Below are 17,104 nucleotides of genomic sequence, written 5' to 3'. Positions count from 1 at the left end.
CGCTCGCAATGACGATTTCGGGTGAGCGCTATTCTCTAAAAACTCAGCTTAACGCCGTGGCCGCATCCTCGGGCAGCAAATCGCGGCATCCGGTGAAGATCGCGCCCAGCCGCTCGCGAATCTCCGCCCAAACCTGCTGTTCAGCGGTCGCGTCCGCAGGCACCGTCCCGGCCATCACGTCGATCGCAGCGTCGACCAGCCCCTGATACCAGTCGAGCGGCACCTCGAGGGTGAAATGATGGTGCGGCACCGAATTTTCGAGCAAGATTTCGATCTCGGTCGGGCGTTCGAGACAATACATCAGGCAATAGAGGCAGTTCTCGATCATCTCGCCTTCAAGCGCGGCGGTCTTGCCGAGCCCGTGGTGCTCGAAACTCGCCGCGGCGCCGGGGTGCCGCGCATAATATAGGGTCATCACATGCGGCGTGACATCGCCCAGCACCTCCGCCGCGCGTGTCAGACTCGCTTCGAGCAGCGCGAGCTTTTCGGCACGATCCATCATCCGCTCTCCCTTCGCGGAAAAGAGTATTTCATATACTCCTTTTAGGGCAAGCGATTTTGGCGAAAATTACAGCCGCGCCGAAAGCTGCGCGAGCATCGCCTGCACCGGGGTCGCCGCGCCGGGCGCGTCCCAGCCGGCCTCGATCGTCGCGATGCGTTCGAACAATCGCTCGCTCGCCGCGACGATGCGGCGAAGCGGCTCGTCGAACCGCGCGCAGACGGCCCAGTCGGCAACCACCGGCGCGCCGATGCGCGCCGCGCTGTCGTTCGGGCCGGCGCCGGGGTCGCCCGCGATCATCGCGCGGCGGTGGAGCAGCCAGGCGATGACGTGCATCAACCGCGTCGTCGTCTTGAGCGATTCGCAGGCGAGCCCGATCCGCAGCAGGCTGTCGTCAGCCGCGCAGCCAAGGTCGCGCTGCGCGGCAAAGGCGGCGTGCGCTTCGTCGGCGAGCAGCATTGCATCGACATAGAGATTTTCGACCTGCGCGCGCTGCACCGGAAGGCTGGCCGCGCCCGCGTCTGTCCGTCCCGTCACCATGGCCGACGGGATGCCACGGCGCAGGCAGGGCCCGCAAGAACCGGTAACCATGAAATTCGCAGGCGTCCCGTTTTGAATCAGGCGATGATATCGGGAAGAAGCTGATCCTCGCACCAGGTGATTTCGTCGCGCAGGCGGAGCTTGCGCTTCTTCATGCGCGCGAGCTGGAGCTGGTCGGGAACCGCTGCCTCGCCGAGCGCGATGATCGCGGCGTCGAGGTCGCGATGCTCGAGGCGAAGCAGTTCCAGGCGCTGGGTGATGTCCTCGGGGTTCACGCCCCGCCTCCTGCCACGATCGCGGCCCATCCGCAACGGGCTGTCCGTGGGGGGCACCGACTGGCCGAATCGCGACGACAAGGAACGCGATTCGTGATTTACTCGGCCCTGCCAACACGAGTCGAAAAGGAGAATGGCCCATGAGCTTGTCGCACCTTTCCGCCCTGAAGTCCCGCCACGCGGACCTCGACGCGAAAATTGCGAATGAAGAGCGCCGACCGAGCCCCGATACGGCATTATTGGCGCAGATGAAGAAACAGAAGCTGAGGCTGAAGGAAGAAATGGCCGCGACCGCCTGACCGTCGCCTGACCGCTACCGCCCCGCTGACGCCTTCCCCCTGCGGAACGCCTCAGCGCCGGCGGTAGGAAGGTCGATTGAGCGCCGAGATATGCGGCGGCACTTCCATCTTTTGAACCACCTGACGGCGCACCGCCTGCGGATCGACGACATGGTCAAAGGCGATGCCGAACTTGCCCTCGCCGACCCAGACGATACGGCCCGGCACGAAACCGACATTGCGCAATTCGACCTCGACCGCCGCGCCCTCGGCGACGCCGCGCACCGGCGCCTCGGCCAGCATGCCGCCCGCCGACAGATTGCGCACGCGCACGACGAGCGGCGCAGGCTGGCCCGGCAGCACGAGATTGGCCTGCATGAACAGGCTGTCCCGATCGGCGCCGCGCGACAGCGCCGCCACTTCTTCATCGACCGAAAGCGATTCACGCGATTCCATTGCGACCTGTTCCCCGCGCTGCATGTCAGGCGGCGAGTCTAGATCGCAGCAATTGCGGAAACGTAAATAAGCCGGGAGGTGTCCCGCGGCGGATCAATCCTCGCGCGAGATGCGTTCGTTGCGCTCGTGCCGCTCCTGCGCCTCCAGCGTCATCGTCGCGATCGGGCGCGCCTGCAGCCGGGCGAGCGAGATGGGCTCGCCAGTGACGGCGCAATAGCCATATTCGCCTTCGTCGATCCGGCGCATCGCGGCGTCGATCTTGGCGATCAGCTTGCGCTGGCGGTCGCGGGTGCGAAGCTCGATCGCCCAGTCGGTCTCGCTCGACGCGCGGTCGGCGAGGTCGGGTTCGCGCAGCGGACCGTCCTGCAGGTGCGCGAGCGTCGATTCGGCTTCGGTGAGGATCGATTTCTTCCACGCGAGCAGCAGGTTGCGGAAATACTCCTGCTGCCGCTCGTTCATGAACTCTTCGTCGTCGCTCGGGACATAGTCCGAATCGAGATTGGACTTGGCTTCCAGGAGCGCGTCGGCGCCAACATCGGCGATCTGGGTTGGCATAAAGGGCTTCTCGCGTCCTTTCCTGTCTCCTCAGCCGCCCGGGACGGACGACCAGGGGAATGCGCCGCGCCTATAACCACCCCCAAGGAACGACACAAGCGCCGAAGCCGCGACTAGCGACGAAGCGCTGAAGCCAGGGTGAACCGGGCCGACATTCGTGACCTCCCGCCTTTCGCCAAATTAACCGATGGGACCGAATCGAGGGGATTTCCGTTCTGATTTGGGACAGTTATGCGTATTTTCCTTGATTCCGGGGGCGGTTTCCCGCTCACGGACAGGTAAACGCAGTTAACGCCATGGACGCGTTCACAAAGCTTTGTCCTTTTGGCTTTAGCGGGAGGTGCAACAGGAAACTCCTGTCGCGCCTGCAACGGGAAAGAGAGAACGGGAATATGTCTGTCCGAATGGCCCTCGCCAAGCTTTGTGCCTGCACCTGCGGCGGCGCCCTCATCGGGGGCGGCGCGATGCAGATCGCCGACGTGCCGAAGGCGCGGGCATCGACCTTGCAGTCCTGCACGCCGTGCGGCGCGAAGAAGGTCGTGCGCAAACGCCACGCCGCGCGCAAGCCGGTGAAGCGGGTCCGCCGCGTCGTCACGACGAAGCGGATCATCCGCACCGTCACGCCGCAGCAGCAGGTCGTGACGCAGACGATCCCCCTGCCCCCAATTCCCTATGCCCCCTTCCCGCAGCGTAGCTGGGAAGGCGGCGGCAGCAGCGGCAGCGGCGTCACCGTGATCGGCGGCGGCTTTGGCGGGGGATTCGGCGGCGGCTTTTTTGGCGGCTTCTTCGGCGGCAGCTCGGGCGGCAGCAGCGGCAGCGTCGTCGTCACTTCGACCACCACCGGTGGCGTGTCGACCTCGACCAGCTCGACCTCGGGCGGCGTGTCGACCTCAACGGGCGGTGTCAGCACTTCGACCGGCGGGGTCTCGACCTCGACGGGCGGCGTGAGCACATCTTCGGGCAACGTCTCGACCTCGTCGGGCAACGTCAGCACGTCGTCGGGCAATGTGTCGACCTCGACCGGCGGCGTCAGCACCTCCTCGTCGAGCAGCAGCTCGTCCTCGAGTTCCTCCTCCTCCTCTTCCTCCTCGTCGTCGAGTTCCTCCTCGTCGGGCGGCGGCAGTTCGCACGGCCACGGCAGTTCGGGCTGGGGCAGCTCATCGAAGGGCAGCTCGGGCTGGGGAAGCTCATCGCATGGCGGCAGTTCATCCCACGGCGGCAGTTCGTCCTCCTCGTCGAGCAGCAGTTCCTCCTCTTCGTCGTCGAGCAGTTCGTCGAGCAGCGGCGCCACCTCATCGGGCGCGACCGGCGGCAGCAGCAGCTTCGGCAGCACCAGCAGCTCTTCGTCGTCGAGCAGCTCGTCCTCGTCGAGTTCGTCTTCCTCTTCGTCGTCCAGCTCGGGCGGCAGCACCAGCAGCGGCTCGTCGGGCGATCCAACCCCGGTGCCGGCGCCGCCGATGATGCTGTTGTTCGGGGCCGCCGCGGCCGCGCTCGTCGCGCGCCGCCGCGCCGCGAACCGGAACGACGACGACGCGAACGCGGCATAGTTCCACTGGCGGTTGCGGGTGACCGAAACCCGCACCACCTGACTGAGGGCCGTCCCGCGGGGCGGCCCTCTCTTCATGCGCGGCACGATATAGTTTGCCAATTGGCAAACTATTGTCTATGGTTCACCATATGGCGAACCAACAAACAGCTCTCGACATTGTCTTTCACGCACTCGCCGACCCGACGCGGCGCGCGGTGATCGGCCGCCTGCTGCAAGGCGCGGCGCCGGTGACGCGGCTTGCCGAGCCGTTCACCATGGGGCTCCCCGCCTTTCTCAAGCATCTCACGGTGCTCGAAACATCGGGGCTGATCCGGTCGGAGAAGCAGGGCCGCGTGCGGACCTGTCGAATCGATGCCGACCGGCTCGCCGCCGCCGAAGGCTGGCTCGCCGAACAGCGCGCCATCTGGCAGGGCCGCACCGACCGCCTCGCCGCTTTCGTCGAATCGCAGAATTCACAGGAGAAAGCATCGTGACGAACGACACCGAACTGACCATCTCACGCCTGATCAAGGCGCCGCCGTCGGCAGTATGGGACGCGTGGAGCGACCCGGCCAAGCTCGCCTCATGGTGGATTCCCGCTCCGATCCTGTGCCGCGTCGATACGCTCGACCTCCGCCCCGGCGGCGGCTTCGTGACCCGGATGCGCGAAGGCGACGGCGACTGGCAACCGCATGTCGACGGCTGCTTTCTCGAAGTCCTTCCCGAAAAGCGGCTCGTCTTCACCACCGTGATGACCGAAGGCTGGCAGCCCGTCGAGCCGTGGCTCGCGATCACCGCGATCCTCACCTTCGAGCCCCGGAATGGCGGCACGCTCTATTCGGCGCGGGTGCTGCACAAGAGCCCCGAGGACAGCCGCCAGCATGAGGAAATGGGTTTTCAGGACGGCTGGGGCGCAACGCTGGGGCAATTGGCGGACATGTTGGAAAGCTGAACAATCGTCGCCCCCGCGAAGGCGGGGGCCGCTGGAGGTTTGCGCAGCGACGAGGGGAAAGGCCGATGGCGGCCCCCGCCTTCGCGGGGGCGACGAACGGGATCAAGGCTTGCACCGCCCGCGCTGCCCCGCCATAGCGCGGCCATGCACGATATCCGCCTGATCCGGGAGAATCCCGCCGCGTTCGATGCCGGCCTCGCGCGTCGCGGCCTCGAACCCCTGTCCGCCGAAATCCTTGGCCTCGACGCGTCGCTGCGCGCCTTGCAGACCGACATCCAGGCCGCGCTCGCACGCCGCAACGAAGCGTCGAAGGCGATCGGCCAGGCAATGGGAGCGGGCGACAAGGAAAAGGCCGAAGCGCTAAAGGCCGAGGTCGCCGCCCTCAAGGCCACCCTTCCCGCCAAGGAGGAGACCGAGCGCGAGCAGCTTGCTGCGCTGCACGACAGGCTCGCCGCGCTGCCCAACATTCCCGCCGCCGACGTTCCCGATGGCGCGGACGAGGACGCCAATGTCGAGATCGCGCGCTGGGGCACGCCGCGGACCTTCGACTTCGCGCCACAGGAACATGCCGACTTCGCTCCAGCGCTCGGGCTCGATTTCGAGACCGCGGCGAAGATGTCCGGCGCGCGCTTCGCTTTCCTGCGCGGCCAGATGGCGCGGCTCGAACGCGCGCTCGGCCAGTTCATGCTCGACAGGCAGACCGGCGAGCCCGGCTATGTCGAATGCGCGACGCCGCTGATGGTGCGCGACGAGGCCGCGTTCGGCACGACCCAGCTTCCCAAATTCCGCGAGGATCTGTTCCAGACCACCGACGGCCGCTGGCTGATCTCGACCTCCGAGATGAGCCTGACCAACGCGGTGCGCGAGGAAATCCTGCCCGAGGCCGAGCTGCCGATCCGCATGACCGCGCTTACCCCCTGCTTCCGCTCAGAAGCCGGCGCGGCGGGCCGCGACACGCGCGGCTATATCCGCCAGCACCAGTTCTGGAAGGTCGAACTCGTCTCGGTCGTCCGGCCGGAGGACAGCGACGCCGAACTCGAACGCAAGACAAGAGCGGCCGAGAAAATATTGGAAGAATTGGAGCTTCCCTATCGCAAGATGCTGCTGTGCAGCGGCGACATGGGCTTTTCGGCGCGCAAGACCTATGACCTCGAAGTCTGGCTGCCCGGCCAGGGCGCCTATCGCGAGATTTCGAGCTGCTCAAACTGCGGCGACTTTCAGGCGCGGCGCATGAACACCCGCTTCCGCCGCGAGGACGCCAAAGGCAACGAATTCGTTCACACGCTCAACGGCTCGGGCCTCGCGGTCGGGCGCACGCTCGTCGCGATCCTGGAGAATTATCAGCAGGCCGACGGCAGCGTCGATATTCCGGCGGCGCTGCTGCCCTATATGGGCGGAATCACGAAGCTGACGCCGGCCACCTGACCATCCCGTCACCCCGGACTTGATCCGGGGTCCCGCTTTTCCGGCGTCGCTGAGCGGGACCCCGGATCAAGTCCGGGGTGACGAAGAAGGAAGATAGAAACCATGCGCATCCTCCTCACCAACGACGACGGCTATCACGCCCCCGGCATGGCGGTCCTCGAAGCGATCGCGCGCCAGCTTTCGGACGACATCTGGGTCTGCGCGCCATCGGAGGAGCAGTCGGGCGCGGGCCATTCGCTCACTCTGTCGCGCCCCGTGCGCATCCGCCAGCATGGCGAGCGGCGCTGGTCGTGCACCGGCACCCCGACCGACTCGGTGATGATGGCGGTCGGCAAGCTGATGCCCGAAAAGCCCGACCTGATCCTGTCGGGGGTCAATCGCGGCGCCAATCTGGGCGACGACATCACCTATTCGGGCACCGTGTCGGCGGCAATCGAGGGTGCGCTCGCGGGCATCCGCTCGATCGCGCTCTCCCAGGTCTATGCGCGCGAGGGCATGGGCGACAGCGTGCCGTTCGAGGCGGCCGAGGCGTGGGGCGCGAAGGTGCTGCGCCCGCTGCTCGCGCTCGACATGCCGCCGCGCACGCTGATCAACGTCAATTTCCCCGCGATCCCCGCCGCCGCGGTCAAGGGCATCCGCGTCACGCGGCAGGGCTTTCACGACTACGGCCGCGGCTCGATCGTCGAAGGCACCGACCCCCGCGGCTATCCCTATTACTGGTTCGGCCTGCACGGCATCGAGCACAGCCTGGGGCACGACAGCGACCTCGAAGCGATCGACGACCAGCATATCTCGGTCACTCCGCTCCAGCTCGACCTGACCCACGACGCCTCGCTCGCGACGCTGCGCGGGGCCTATGCGGTAGAAGGCTGACATACTCTATTCCCGTTCGTGTCGAGCGAAGTCGAGACACCCATCGGCTTGGCGCTATTCCGATGGGTGTCTCGACTTCGCTCGACACGAACGGATAGCGGATTCGGTTCGTATCATCGGGCTCTAGCCATCTCCCTTCCCCTTTGGCACAAGGGCCGCAATGAGCCGGCGGCCCAATCCGAAGCTGAAACTGCAACAGGGTTTTCAGACGCTGCGCCGCGCGGCGAAATGGCCGGTATGGGCGGACCTCGGCGCGCGGCTCGGCCTCGCCTTCGCGCTGATCGCGATCGTCATCCTCGTCCACTGGATCGACCGTGCGGGGCTCTACGACAGCCACGACGGGCAGATCAGCTTTCTCGACGTCGTCTATTTCACGATGATCTCGGTCACCACGACGGGCTTCGGCGACATCGCCCCGGTATCCGACCGCTCGCGGCTGATCGAGGCGGTGATCGTGACGCCGATCCGCATCGCGATCCTCTTCATCTTCCTTGGCACCGCCTATAGTTTCGTCATCAAGCGCACATGGGATAAATGGCGTATGGCCCGCATTCAGGCAAAACTCACCGACCATATCGTCGTCCTCGGCTTCGGCGTCAGCGGCAGCGAGGCGGTCAAGGAACTGATCGCGCGCGGCACCGACCCCGCGTGCATCGTCGTGATCGATCCGTCGCGCGGCCGCGTCAACGCCGCCGAGGCGATGGGCTGCAACGTGATGGAAGGCGATGCGTCGAGCGACGAAACCCTCCTCGACGTGCGGATCGCGGAGGCGCAGTCGGTGCTGGTGTCGGCGGGGCGCGACGACACGTCGATCCTGATCGTGCTGACCGTCCGCCACCTCGCCCCCGAGGTTCCGATCAGCGTCGTCATCCGCACCCAGGACAATGAACTGCTCGCACGGCAGGCGGGGGCGAGCAACGTCATCAACCCGGTCAGCTTCACCGGCCTGCTCCTCGCGGGATCGGCGCAGGGCGAGCATATGGCCGATTATATGGCCGACCTCGCCGGGACCGGCGGGCGCGTGCAGCTTCGCGAGCGGCCGATCAGCTCCGAGGAGATCGGGCGCGGCCTCGACCAGCTCGCGAGCGGCGGCCGCGGCCTGCGCGTCTATCGCGGCGGCAAGCCCTATGGCTTCTGGGAGCCGGAGGCGCAGCGGCTCGAAGTCGGCGACACGATCCTGGAAGTTATCAATTGCGAGGATTGCGAGGCGAAGCCTAGCCCCGCCAGTAAATCCAACCCGCCCAAAGCCAGCCGATGATCAGCAAAGTCCCACCGATCGGGGTCACCGCACCGAGCCATTTCGGCGCGCCGAGCGCCATCGCATAGAGAGTCGCGGCGAAGATCGCGGCCCCGACGAGCAAGATGATCGCCGGCCCGCGCGCGCTCCCCATGATCGCGAGCGCCGCGACCGCATGGACAAGCTGGTAGAGGCCGCCGGTACGCAGCCATTCGGCCTGCTGCGGCCCGGCCGCGCCGTGCGCGCCGAATGCTCCTGCCGCCACCGCGACCGCCGCCGAAATCGCCGCCAGCACGCCTATCATCATCGCATCGTCCTTCCCTGCCCGATCGCCGCGATGCATGGGGCAGCGCGTCGCGCGTGACAAGCGCCAAGAAATCCCCTATGGGCGCCGCCGATCATGACAGTCAAAACCCTCCCCTCCCAGCCGAAGGTCGGCATGGTGTCGCTCGGCTGCCCGAAGGCGCTCGTCGACAGCGAGCGGATTCTCACGAAGCTCCGCGCCGACGGCTATGGCCTGTCGCCCGATTATGCCGGCGCCGACGTGGTGCTCGTCAACACCTGCGGCTTCCTCGATTCGGCGAAGGAGGAAAGCCTCGAGGCGATCGGCGAGGCGATGGCCGAGAACGGCCGCGTCATCGTCACCGGCTGCATGGGCAGCGAGGCCGACGTCATCCGCGCACGCTTCCCGAAGGTGCTCGCTGTCACCGGGGCGCATCAATATGAGCAGGTCGTCGATGCCGTCCACGACGCCGCGCCGCCGACGCAGGGCCCGTTCGTCGATCTCGTGCCCGAGGGCGGGCTGAAACTCACGCCGCGCCATTACAGCTATCTGAAGATCAGCGAAGGCTGCAATCATAGCTGCTCTTTCTGCATCATCCCCGATCTGCGCGGAAAGCTGGTCAGCCGCCGCATCGACGCGGTGCTGCGCGAGGCGGAAAAGCTCGTCGCGGCGGGAACGAAGGAATTGCTCGTCATCAGCCAGGATACGTCGGCTTATGGCGTCGATATCCGCCACGACCCGCGCGCGTGGAAGGGCCGCGAGGTCCGCGCGCACATGACCGACCTCGCACGCGAACTCGGCCAGCTTCGCACGAGCGAAGGCCGCGCGCCGTGGGTGCGCCTCCATTATGTCTACCCCTATCCGCACGTCGATGCGGTGATCCCGCTGATGGCCGAGGGGTTGCTGACGCCGTATCTGGACATCCCCTTCCAGCACGCGAGCCCGAGCGTCCTCAAGCGGATGAAGCGCCCCGCGAACGAAGCGAAGGTGCTCGAACGGCTGAAAAGCTGGCGCGCGATCGCCCCCGACATCGCGATTCGGTCGAGCTTCGTTGTCGGCTTCCCGGGCGAAACCGAGGAAGATTTCCAATATCTGCTCGACTGGCTCGACGAAGCGCAGCTCGACCGCGTCGGCGCCTTCCGCTTCGAGCCGGTCGCGGGCGCGCAGGCGAACGCCCTGCCCGACCCCGTGCCCGAAGAGGTCAAGGAAGAACGCTACCAGCGGATCATGGCCAAGACCGCCGCGATCAGCGCCGCGAAACTGGAAGCCAAGATTGGCCGCACGCTCCCGGTGATCATCGACGAAGTCGGCGAGGCGGATGAGGACGGTAGCATCGGCGCCACCGGCCGTTCGCAGGCCGACGCGCCGGAGATCGATGGCCATGTCTACCTCCGTGACGTCGCGGCGACGCTGAAGGCCGGCGACATCGTCGATGTCACCGTCGAGGATGCCGACGAGCATGACCTGTTCGGGGTGGTCAGCGCCTGACCCGCTGAAAATTGGGAACGCTCCTGACCGATCGATGTTAAAGCAATATCGACCGGAGGGCGGAATCATGTACGCAATCAAGCCATTGGCGGCTGCGCTTTTGCTGACGGCGCTGCTGTCCGGCTGCGATCCCGCCAAGGGCGGCGCCAAGGCCCCGCCGCATGCGACCGATACGGCGCCGACGCCCAGCCAGACATCGCTGATCGCGGTGCCGATCGACGCGAACATCGCGTCGCTGCGGCAGGAACTCGAACGCGCGGTGCCGCGGACATTATGGTCGATCGACCAGCGCGAGAAGGCGTGCGTGCCGCCGCAGCGCGTCAAGGTCTTCGGGCGCAAGGTCAAGGTCACCCCCGCCATTCCCTGCACGATCGTCGGACAGGTCACGCGCGGCGCGCTGCGGCTGCGCGGCGAAGGCAATGAGATCGTCGTCGATGTGCCGCTGAACGCGACGGTCGCGGCGCGCGACGTCGGCGGGGTGCTGAAGGGCGAGACCGCGACCGGATCGGCGCTCGCCCATGCGCGCATCCGCATCGATCTGACCGCCGACTGGCGGATGCAGGGCAAGGCGCGGATCCGCTATGGCTGGACCAGGGCGCCGGGGATCGATTTCCTCGGCAAGCGGATCACCTTCACCGACCAGGCCGACGCCAAACTCGCCCCCGTCGTTCGCGACGTCGAGCGCGAAGTGAATCGCGAGATCGCGAAGATCGACATTCGCTCGCAGGCCGCCGACATCTGGCGGCAGAGCTTCACCGCGCTCGAACTCAACCGCGAGAATCCGCCGGTCTGGATGCGCGTGACGCCGCAACGCATCCTCTATGGCGGCTTCCGGCTCGACGGGCTGCGGCTGAAGCTCAATCTCGGCATCGAAGGCGTGACCGAGACATTCGTCTCGGACCGCCCCGAAGACCCGAAGCCGACGCCGCTGCCGAAACTGGTGCGCGAGACGCCGCGCCCGCGCCTCGACATCCGCGTTCCGGTGATCGCCGACTATGCGCAGCTCCAGCCGGTGATCGACCGCGCGCTGGCGAAGCGCGCAACGCGGCCCTTCGTGCTGCCGAAGCTCGGGCCGATGATGGTCAAGTTCGGTAAGTCGACCGTCTATGGCGCGCCGGGCGGCCGGATCGCGGTGGGCACCGACGTCGAGGCGCGGCTGGAGGCCCGGACCGGCGAACCGACGCGCGGGCGGATATGGATGACCGCGGTGCCGGCGAACGAACCGGGATCGGCGCAGGTCCGCTTCACCGATCTCGTCGTCAACGGCGATACCAACGGGGTCGGCGGCGACCTGTTGATCCTGATCGGCCGCAGTCCCGATTTCGCGCCGCTGATCGCCGAAGCGCTCACCCAGAATTTCACCCGCGATCTCGACGAACTCGAAAGCAAGATACGGCGCGCAGTCGATCAGCGGCGCGAGGGCGCTTTCGTGATCCGCACCCGCATCGACGGCTTCGAAACGGGCGAGATCAAGGCCTATGGCAACGGGCTGTATCTGCCGGTGCGGATGACCGGCGGCGCGAGCGTCGCCTATCGCCCGGCGCGCTGATTCAGAAAAGGCGCGTCAGCGAATAGAAGATCGCCGCCACCACCGCGCTCGCCGGGATGGTGATGAACCAGGCGACGACGACGTTGCTCGCGACGCCCCAGCGCACCGCGCTGGCGCGGCGGGCGACGCCCGCGCCGATGATCGCGCCGGTGATCGTGTGCGTCGTCGATACCGGAATGCCGAGCAGGCTGGCCGTGAAGACGATGATCGATCCGCCGGTCGAGGCGGCGAAGCCCTGATGGTGCGACAGCTTGGTGATGCGGCCGCCCATCGTCTCGATGATCTTCCACCCGCCCGACAGCGTCCCCATGCCGATCGCGACGTAGCAGGAGATCGCGACCCAGTGCGGGACATGGAATTCGCCGGTCATATAGCCGGTCGAATAGAGGAGGACGGTGATCACCCCCATCGTCTTCTGCGCATCGTTGAGGCCGTGGCTCAGCGAATAGGCGGCCGAGGAAAAGAGGTGGAGGAAACGGAAGCTCCGCTCGGCGAATTTTGCGGTCGCGCGGCGCAGCGCCCAGCTGCTGAGCAGCATCACCAGCATCGCGAGCAGCATCCCGAGCAGCGGCGAGAGGAAGATGGCGATGACGGTCTTGTTGAGGCCCGTCCACTGAATGCCCTCAAACCCGGCATGGGCCACCCCGGCGCCAACAATGCCGCCGACCAGCGCATGGCTCGACGAGGAGGGAATGCCCTTGAGCCACGTCACGACATTCCAGAACATCGCCCCGACCAGCGCGCCGAACACGACCGCGGGCGTCACCAGATCCTTGTCGATCAGCCCGGCGCCGATCGTCTCCGCCACCTTGTGCAGCGCCGGAAAGGCGAGGCTGAGGAAATAGGCCGCGAAGTTGAAGAAAGCGGCAAAGAGCACCGCCTGCACCGGCCGCAGCAGCCGCGTCGCGACGACGGTCGCAATGCTATTCGCCGCATCGTGCAGCCCGTTCAGGAAATCGAACGCCAGCGCCAGCAGGATCAGGCCGGCGAGCAGGGGGAAAGCAAGTTCGTGCATCGGGAGCGCCCCCGGCCTAGGCGTGGTCGATGACCAGGCCGTCGATTTCGTTCGCGACATCCTCGAAGCTGTCGGTGACGCGTTCGAGGTGGCGGAACAATTCGCGGGCGATCAGGAAGCGCATCGTGTCCGACGAGCCATATTCCTTGAACAGGCGCTTGAGCCCCGCCGCGTGGATTTCGTCGGCATGGCCCTCCATCCGCACCAGCCGTTCGGTCAGCTCGTGCAGCCGCGCGCCGTTGGCGGAGATGTTGCGGAGCAGCGGCAGCGCCTCGACCGTCAGCCGCGCGGCATCGACGATCAGGCCGGCGATGTCGCGCATCTCGGGCTCGAACCGGGTGACGTCGTAAAGATCGACCGCGCCCGCGGTCTTCTGCATCTCGTCGATCGCATCGTCCATCGCCGCGATCAGGTCGGTGATCGCGCTGCGGTCGAACGGGGTCAGGAAGGTGCGGCGCACCGTCTGGAGCACTTCGCGGGTGATCGCATCGGCGTCATGCTCGCGCTCGACGATCTCCTGAATATGGTCGGCGATCCCCTCGCCGCCCTGCATCATCCGCGCCAACGCCTCGGCCCCCGCCGACAGCGTCGCCGCATGGGCCTCGAACATGTCGAAGAAATTGCCCTGCTTGGGAAGCAGGCGCTGGAACCAGGCAAACATGCGATTGACCCCCGTTTTCTGGGCAACATTATAGACGACGCCCGATCGCCGCGCCGCGGCGCGGAACCCCCCGTCGCCGAACGAGCGGATCATCGCCTGAAGGTCGGCCTCGTCGACCGAGTCCGCCGCCTGATCGAGCGTGAACCAGCGCCGCTCGCGCTCGTCCATTTCCTTCCATTCGTCGAGTTCGCGCGTCACCGCGAGCGGAAAAACCTCGACATTATACATGATCGCGGCGCCGTTCGCGCGGCGCTTGCGATATTCATAGCTGCCGATCGAGGTCGGGCAGACCGCGCCGATCACCCCGGCCTCTTCCTCGGCCTCCACCGCGGCGGAGGCATGGCGGTCGAGCCCGGTGAGCGGATTGCCCTTCGGAATCACCCAGCGCCCCGTGCCGCGCGAAGTGACGAGCAATATCTCGGTCGGCCCGTCCTTGTCGGGACCGCCGAATCGATAGGGAAGGACCGCGATCTGCCGCATTCGTCTGGTCTGGTTCGTTCCGTTACCGCCCCGTCCGGCGGCCTTGATTGCAAATGGATGACATCGCCATGACGGATATGTGACAGCGAAAAAAGCCCATAGCCGCAGCGGCACTTTCCGTAAACGTCAATTCGATTGCAAAATGCAACGCGGTGCGTAAGCTGCACCCTAAAGACAGACGGGAGACGAAATCATGGCAGGCACGGCGAGCCCGGTGGACCAGGACGTCCTGATCGTTGGCGCGGGCCTTTCGGGCATCGGCATGGCGGCGCATCTTCAGATGAATTGCCCCGATCGCAGCTTCGGCCTCGCCGAACGGCGCGCCAATCTGGGCGGCACCTGGGATCTGTTCCGCTATCCCGGCATCCGCTCGGACAGCGACATGCACACGCTGGGTTTCGTCTTCGAGCCGTGGAAGCATGAAAAGTCGATCGCCGACGGACCCGCGATCCTCGATTATCTGAACCGCATCGTCGACGAGCGCGGCATCCGCGATAAGATTCGCTTCAATGCCAAGGTGATCGGCGCCGACTGGGACAGCGCGGCGGCGCGCTGGACGGTGACGATGGAGAACGACAAAGGCGCGGTGACGACGACGACCGCGCGCTGGCTCTATCTCGGCTCGGGCTATTACGACTATGACGAGCCGTTCGACGCCGAATTCGCGGGGCGCGAGGATTTTGCGGGTCAGATCATCCATCCGCAATTCTGGCCGAAGGATCTCGATTACGCAGGCAAGAAGGTCGTCGTGATCGGATCGGGCGCCACCGCCGTGACGATCGTCCCCTCGATGACCGAAAAGGGCGACGGCAAGGGCGCGGCACATGTCACCATGCTCCAGCGCACCCCAACCTGGTATTTCATCCGCCCGGCGAAGGACGCTTTCGCGAACACGCTCCGCAAATTCCTGCCGGAGAAGCTCGCCTACAAGATCACGCGCTTCAAGAATGTCCGGCTCCAGGACATCGCCTTCCGCCGCGCGCGCGAAAAGCCCGAGAAGGTCAAGGAATTCCTGACCAAAAAGCTGAAGGACAGCCTCGGCGACCGCTATGACGCGCAGGCCTTCACCCCGCCCTACAACCCTTGGGAGCAGCGGCTCTGCCTCGTTCCCGACGCCGATTTCTTCGAGGCGATGAAGGCCGACAAGGCGTCGGTCGTCACCGACCACATCGAGCGTTTCGACAAGACGGGCATCCAGCTCAAATCGGGCAAGCATCTCGACGCCGACATTATCATCACCGCCACCGGGCTGAAACTCGCGGTCGCGGGCAAGATTCCGGTGCGCGTCGATGGCGAGCCGGTCGCGTGGAACGAGCATTATTATTACAAGGCGTGCATGTTCTCGAACGTCCCGAACTTTTCGGTGGTGTTCGGCTATCTGAACGCGAGCTGGACGCTGCGCGCCGACATCGTGTCCGAATATGTCTGCCGCGTGCTCAACCACATGCAGCAGACCGGCACCGACGTCGCGACCCCGATGCTCGCCGATCCGGACAGCCTGACCGAGGAGAATATCTTCGACTTCTCGTCGGGCTATATCCAGCGCGCGCTGCACATCATGCCGAAGAACGCGGACAAGCTGCCGTGGCGGCTCAGCCAGACTTATGTGCAGGACCGCATCGACATGCGGACCGGCGAGATCGCCGACGGCGTGCTGACCTTCACCAATGCAGGCGACGCGAAGGCAGCGCCGGCTCCAGCAGAGCTGGAAGCGGCGGAGTAAAGCCCACACGCCTCATTGCGAGCGCAGCGAAGCAATCCAGAGCGGTTTATCTGACCCACCATCCCGTTCGTGTCGAGCGAAGTCGAGACACCCATCGATATAGCGCAAGGCCGATGGGTGTCTCGACTTCGCTCGACACGAACGGAATTGGGATGACGCCGATTTAACGCGCGGCCCTCTAACCCGCGTGCTCGGGCTTGCCCTTGGTCGAACCCTTGGCGAAATCCTCGAGCTGCTTTTCGGACATGCTGTCGACCATCTGTTTCGACGCGCCCTTGAGCTTCGATTTCGGGGTGTCGCCGCGCTTGGCGCTGAGCGCGGCGCCGGCGGCTTTCTGCTGGGCTTTGGATTTGGCTGGCATGGGTCTGTCTCCTAGCCCGCCCCGCAAGTCCTCAACGATCGCACCGCCGTCAAGATGCATAGCTCTTGCGCGAATCAATGTATCGGCAGGAAATCGCGCTGATATTCGGGCTTCAGCGCGTTCACCAACGCCGCCGACATCGGCAGGTTGATCTTGTAGCTGCCCTCGGCATAGGGGCCGATTTCATAAGGGCCGATCGCGATCGTCAGGCGGTCGAGATAGCGCCCGTCCGACGAGCCGAGCCAGATCGTCTGCGCCGACGGCACCGGGCAATCCGCAAAAGGCGTGCCGGGCTCGCGCGACCAGGTGACGCCGCGCGCGGCCTTCGCGCGCTCGATGCCGGCGCACAGATCGTCCTTCGCGGCATTGTCGAAGGCGGCGGCACTGGTGAAAAGGTCGAGCGGTTTGAGCCGGCTGGCGCTATTGCGGTCCCAGATCAGCGTGTCGAACCCCTGCATCCCGTGCGCGCCGCCCATATAGGTTCCGATCTCGCTCGACAGGCTGAGGAAGCGCGGGGTCGAGGTGACGCGCTTCCAGCTCTGCAAATGGCTGTGCGCATGATAGGGAAAACCCTCCTTCTCCGCCGTCGCCCGGTCGCGCCGTGCCTCGGCGACCAGCGCGTCGCGCTTCACCGCGCGATCATTGTCGAGCCATTTGGCGAGCGCCGGAATGCGCGCCGCTTCGACCGGATAGGAATAGGCGAATTCGACGAGATCGTTCGCTTCGCGCACGTTCGACGCCGTCGCCTGCCGCGCCGCGACATCGTCGGCGCCGCCCGGCGGCGCGCCGGGAACCGCGGCGGCCGCGGCCTTTTCCGCTGGGGTTTGCGCCTTCTCCGAACAGGCGTTGATCAGGGGAAGGCTCGTCAGAAGGAGCGCGGCGATCGGGTGGCGGAATGTCGTCGTCATGCTCCAACAACGCCGGGA

At 65.9% G+C, this 17,104-nt stretch carries 21 protein-coding genes; 9 read left to right on the top strand and 12 right to left on the bottom strand.

Features of this window, described 5'->3' with window-relative positions:
- Window positions 1-43 precede the first annotated feature (43 nt).
- From VHO04_RS04000 to VHO04_RS03990, 3 genes are all read right to left on the bottom strand, one after another.
- On the bottom strand, window positions 44-502 hold the full coding sequence (locus VHO04_RS04000; RefSeq protein ID WP_329627111.1) for a hypothetical protein: 459 nt from the start codon (window positions 500-502) through the stop codon (window positions 44-46).
- Window positions 503-568: 66 nt separating this feature from the next.
- On the bottom strand, window positions 569-1,090 hold the full coding sequence (locus tag VHO04_RS03995; protein WP_329627110.1) for a DUF1465 family protein: 522 nt from the start codon (window positions 1,088-1,090) through the stop codon (window positions 569-571).
- Between the two features lie 26 nt (window positions 1,091-1,116).
- Window positions 1,117-1,314 carry a YdcH family protein gene (locus tag VHO04_RS03990; protein WP_329627109.1) on the bottom strand — a complete coding sequence of 66 codons (198 nt, stop codon included), beginning with the start codon at window positions 1,312-1,314 and terminating at the stop codon, window positions 1,117-1,119.
- Window positions 1,315-1,454: 140 nt separating this feature from the next.
- Here VHO04_RS03990 and VHO04_RS03985 point away from each other — a divergent pair, with 140 nt between their 5' ends.
- Window positions 1,455-1,613: a YdcH family protein gene (locus VHO04_RS03985; RefSeq protein WP_105998073.1), complete on the top strand. Its 159-nt coding sequence runs from the start codon at window positions 1,455-1,457 to the stop codon at window positions 1,611-1,613.
- A 51-nt stretch (window positions 1,614-1,664) separates the two neighbouring features.
- On the opposite strand, the gene VHO04_RS03980 is transcribed toward VHO04_RS03985, so the two are convergent.
- From VHO04_RS03980 to VHO04_RS03965, 4 genes are all read right to left on the bottom strand, one after another.
- Window positions 1,665-2,048 (bottom strand): PilZ domain-containing protein, encoded by a 384-nt coding sequence (locus VHO04_RS03980; RefSeq protein WP_329627108.1) that lies wholly within the window; start codon window positions 2,046-2,048, stop codon window positions 1,665-1,667.
- 93 nt (window positions 2,049-2,141) lie between these two features.
- Window positions 2,142-2,603 carry an RNA polymerase-binding protein DksA gene (dksA, locus tag VHO04_RS03975; RefSeq protein ID WP_257548867.1) on the bottom strand — a complete coding sequence of 154 codons (462 nt, stop codon included), beginning with the start codon at window positions 2,601-2,603 and terminating at the stop codon, window positions 2,142-2,144.
- A 268-nt stretch (window positions 2,604-2,871) separates the two neighbouring features.
- Window positions 2,872-3,213 carry a hypothetical protein gene (locus VHO04_RS03970; protein WP_329627107.1) on the bottom strand — a complete coding sequence of 114 codons (342 nt, stop codon included), beginning with the start codon at window positions 3,211-3,213 and terminating at the stop codon, window positions 2,872-2,874.
- A gap of 60 nt (window positions 3,214-3,273) precedes the next feature.
- Window positions 3,274-4,188, bottom strand: a complete 915-nt coding sequence (locus VHO04_RS03965; protein WP_329627106.1) for a hypothetical protein — start codon at window positions 4,186-4,188, stop codon at window positions 3,274-3,276.
- Window positions 4,189-4,280: 92 nt separating this feature from the next.
- On the opposite strand from VHO04_RS03965, the gene VHO04_RS03960 reads away from it, so the two are divergent.
- From VHO04_RS03960 to VHO04_RS03940, 5 genes are all read left to right on the top strand, one after another.
- Window positions 4,281-4,625 carry a metalloregulator ArsR/SmtB family transcription factor gene (locus tag VHO04_RS03960; RefSeq protein ID WP_329627105.1) on the top strand — a complete coding sequence of 115 codons (345 nt, stop codon included), beginning with the start codon at window positions 4,281-4,283 and terminating at the stop codon, window positions 4,623-4,625.
- A complete protein-coding gene (locus tag VHO04_RS03955; protein ID WP_329627104.1) occupies window positions 4,622-5,083 on the top strand; it encodes an SRPBCC domain-containing protein in 462 nt (153 codons plus the stop codon). The genes VHO04_RS03960 and VHO04_RS03955 overlap by 4 nt, the downstream gene beginning before the upstream one ends.
- Before the next feature lie 144 nt (window positions 5,084-5,227).
- Window positions 5,228-6,508 carry a serine--tRNA ligase gene (gene serS, locus VHO04_RS03950; RefSeq protein WP_329627103.1) on the top strand — a complete coding sequence of 427 codons (1,281 nt, stop codon included), beginning with the start codon at window positions 5,228-5,230 and terminating at the stop codon, window positions 6,506-6,508.
- Window positions 6,509-6,610: 102 nt separating this feature from the next.
- Window positions 6,611-7,381 (top strand): 5'/3'-nucleotidase SurE, encoded by a 771-nt coding sequence (gene surE, locus VHO04_RS03945; protein WP_329627102.1) that lies wholly within the window; start codon window positions 6,611-6,613, stop codon window positions 7,379-7,381.
- A gap of 160 nt (window positions 7,382-7,541) precedes the next feature.
- Window positions 7,542-8,639 (top strand): potassium channel family protein, encoded by a 1,098-nt coding sequence (locus VHO04_RS03940; protein ID WP_329627101.1) that lies wholly within the window; start codon window positions 7,542-7,544, stop codon window positions 8,637-8,639.
- On the opposite strand, the gene VHO04_RS03935 is transcribed toward VHO04_RS03940, so the two are convergent.
- Window positions 8,596-8,922 carry a DUF423 domain-containing protein gene (locus tag VHO04_RS03935; protein WP_329627179.1) on the bottom strand — a complete coding sequence of 109 codons (327 nt, stop codon included), beginning with the start codon at window positions 8,920-8,922 and terminating at the stop codon, window positions 8,596-8,598. The two genes, VHO04_RS03940 and VHO04_RS03935, sit on opposite strands and share 44 nt — an antisense overlap.
- Window positions 8,923-9,018: 96 nt before the next feature.
- Here VHO04_RS03935 and rimO point away from each other — a divergent pair, with 96 nt between their 5' ends.
- Window positions 9,019-10,389 carry a 30S ribosomal protein S12 methylthiotransferase RimO gene (gene rimO, locus VHO04_RS03930; protein WP_329627100.1) on the top strand — a complete coding sequence of 457 codons (1,371 nt, stop codon included), beginning with the start codon at window positions 9,019-9,021 and terminating at the stop codon, window positions 10,387-10,389.
- 67 nt (window positions 10,390-10,456) lie between these two features.
- Window positions 10,457-11,938, top strand: a complete 1,482-nt coding sequence (locus tag VHO04_RS03925; protein ID WP_329627099.1) for a DUF4403 family protein — start codon at window positions 10,457-10,459, stop codon at window positions 11,936-11,938.
- A 1-nt stretch (window position 11,939) separates the two neighbouring features.
- Here VHO04_RS03925 and VHO04_RS03920 read toward each other — a convergent pair whose 3' ends face one another.
- Entirely contained in the window at window positions 11,940-12,953 is a 1,014-nt protein-coding gene (locus VHO04_RS03920; protein ID WP_329627098.1) for an inorganic phosphate transporter, read from the bottom strand.
- A 16-nt stretch (window positions 12,954-12,969) separates the two neighbouring features.
- Window positions 12,970-14,094 (bottom strand): DUF47 family protein, encoded by a 1,125-nt coding sequence (locus tag VHO04_RS03915; RefSeq protein ID WP_329627097.1) that lies wholly within the window; start codon window positions 14,092-14,094, stop codon window positions 12,970-12,972.
- Between the two features lie 193 nt (window positions 14,095-14,287).
- On the opposite strand from VHO04_RS03915, the gene VHO04_RS03910 reads away from it, so the two are divergent.
- Window positions 14,288-15,817: an NAD(P)/FAD-dependent oxidoreductase gene (locus VHO04_RS03910; RefSeq protein WP_329627096.1), complete on the top strand. Its 1,530-nt coding sequence runs from the start codon at window positions 14,288-14,290 to the stop codon at window positions 15,815-15,817.
- Between the two features lie 178 nt (window positions 15,818-15,995).
- On the opposite strand, the gene VHO04_RS03905 is transcribed toward VHO04_RS03910, so the two are convergent.
- Window positions 15,996-16,178: a DUF3008 family protein gene (locus tag VHO04_RS03905; protein ID WP_297663732.1), complete on the bottom strand. Its 183-nt coding sequence runs from the start codon at window positions 16,176-16,178 to the stop codon at window positions 15,996-15,998.
- Window positions 16,179-16,252: 74 nt separating this feature from the next.
- Window positions 16,253-17,086, bottom strand: coding sequence for a DUF3298 and DUF4163 domain-containing protein (locus VHO04_RS03900; protein ID WP_329627095.1), 834 nt, complete (start codon window positions 17,084-17,086; stop codon window positions 16,253-16,255).
- Window positions 17,087-17,104: the final 18 nt, after the last annotated feature.

The organism is Sphingopyxis sp. (genome assembly GCF_036261875.1).
Classification (GTDB): Bacteria; Pseudomonadota; Alphaproteobacteria; order Sphingomonadales; family Sphingomonadaceae; genus Sphingopyxis.
The sequence above is the reverse complement of the archived record's forward strand: the minus strand, read 5'-3'. Positions and strand labels throughout refer to the sequence as shown.

Excerpts from the sequence above, each read along its gene's own strand:
- VHO04_RS04000 (WP_329627111.1), bottom strand. The coding sequence starts at position 502 with ATGATGGATCGTGCCGAAAAGCTCGCGCTGCTCGAAGCGAGTCTGACA.
- VHO04_RS03995 (WP_329627110.1), bottom strand. The coding sequence starts at position 1,090 with ATGGTTACCGGTTCTTGCGGGCCCTGCCTGCGCCGTGGCATCCCGTCG.
- VHO04_RS03985 (WP_105998073.1), top strand. The coding sequence starts at position 1,455 with ATGAGCTTGTCGCACCTTTCCGCCCTGAAGTCCCGCCACGCGGACCTC.
- VHO04_RS03980 (WP_329627108.1), bottom strand. The coding sequence starts at position 2,048 with ATGGAATCGCGTGAATCGCTTTCGGTCGATGAAGAAGTGGCGGCGCTG.
- dksA (WP_257548867.1), bottom strand. The coding sequence starts at position 2,603 with ATGCCAACCCAGATCGCCGATGTTGGCGCCGACGCGCTCCTGGAAGCC.
- VHO04_RS03970 (WP_329627107.1), bottom strand. The coding sequence starts at position 3,213 with ATGATCCGCTTCGTCGTGACGACGCGGCGGACCCGCTTCACCGGCTTG.
- VHO04_RS03960 (WP_329627105.1), top strand. The coding sequence starts at position 4,281 with ATGGCGAACCAACAAACAGCTCTCGACATTGTCTTTCACGCACTCGCC.
- serS (WP_329627103.1), top strand. The coding sequence starts at position 5,228 with ATGCACGATATCCGCCTGATCCGGGAGAATCCCGCCGCGTTCGATGCC.
- surE (WP_329627102.1), top strand. The coding sequence starts at position 6,611 with ATGCGCATCCTCCTCACCAACGACGACGGCTATCACGCCCCCGGCATG.
- VHO04_RS03940 (WP_329627101.1), top strand. The coding sequence starts at position 7,542 with ATGAGCCGGCGGCCCAATCCGAAGCTGAAACTGCAACAGGGTTTTCAG.
- VHO04_RS03935 (WP_329627179.1), bottom strand. The coding sequence starts at position 8,922 with ATGATAGGCGTGCTGGCGGCGATTTCGGCGGCGGTCGCGGTGGCGGCA.
- rimO (WP_329627100.1), top strand. The coding sequence starts at position 9,019 with ATGACAGTCAAAACCCTCCCCTCCCAGCCGAAGGTCGGCATGGTGTCG.
- VHO04_RS03925 (WP_329627099.1), top strand. The coding sequence starts at position 10,457 with ATGTACGCAATCAAGCCATTGGCGGCTGCGCTTTTGCTGACGGCGCTG.
- VHO04_RS03920 (WP_329627098.1), bottom strand. The coding sequence starts at position 12,953 with ATGCACGAACTTGCTTTCCCCCTGCTCGCCGGCCTGATCCTGCTGGCG.
- VHO04_RS03915 (WP_329627097.1), bottom strand. The coding sequence starts at position 14,094 with ATGCGGCAGATCGCGGTCCTTCCCTATCGATTCGGCGGTCCCGACAAG.
- VHO04_RS03910 (WP_329627096.1), top strand. The coding sequence starts at position 14,288 with ATGGCAGGCACGGCGAGCCCGGTGGACCAGGACGTCCTGATCGTTGGC.
- VHO04_RS03905 (WP_297663732.1), bottom strand. The coding sequence starts at position 16,178 with ATGCCAGCCAAATCCAAAGCCCAGCAGAAAGCCGCCGGCGCCGCGCTC.
- VHO04_RS03900 (WP_329627095.1), bottom strand. The coding sequence starts at position 17,086 with ATGACGACGACATTCCGCCACCCGATCGCCGCGCTCCTTCTGACGAGC.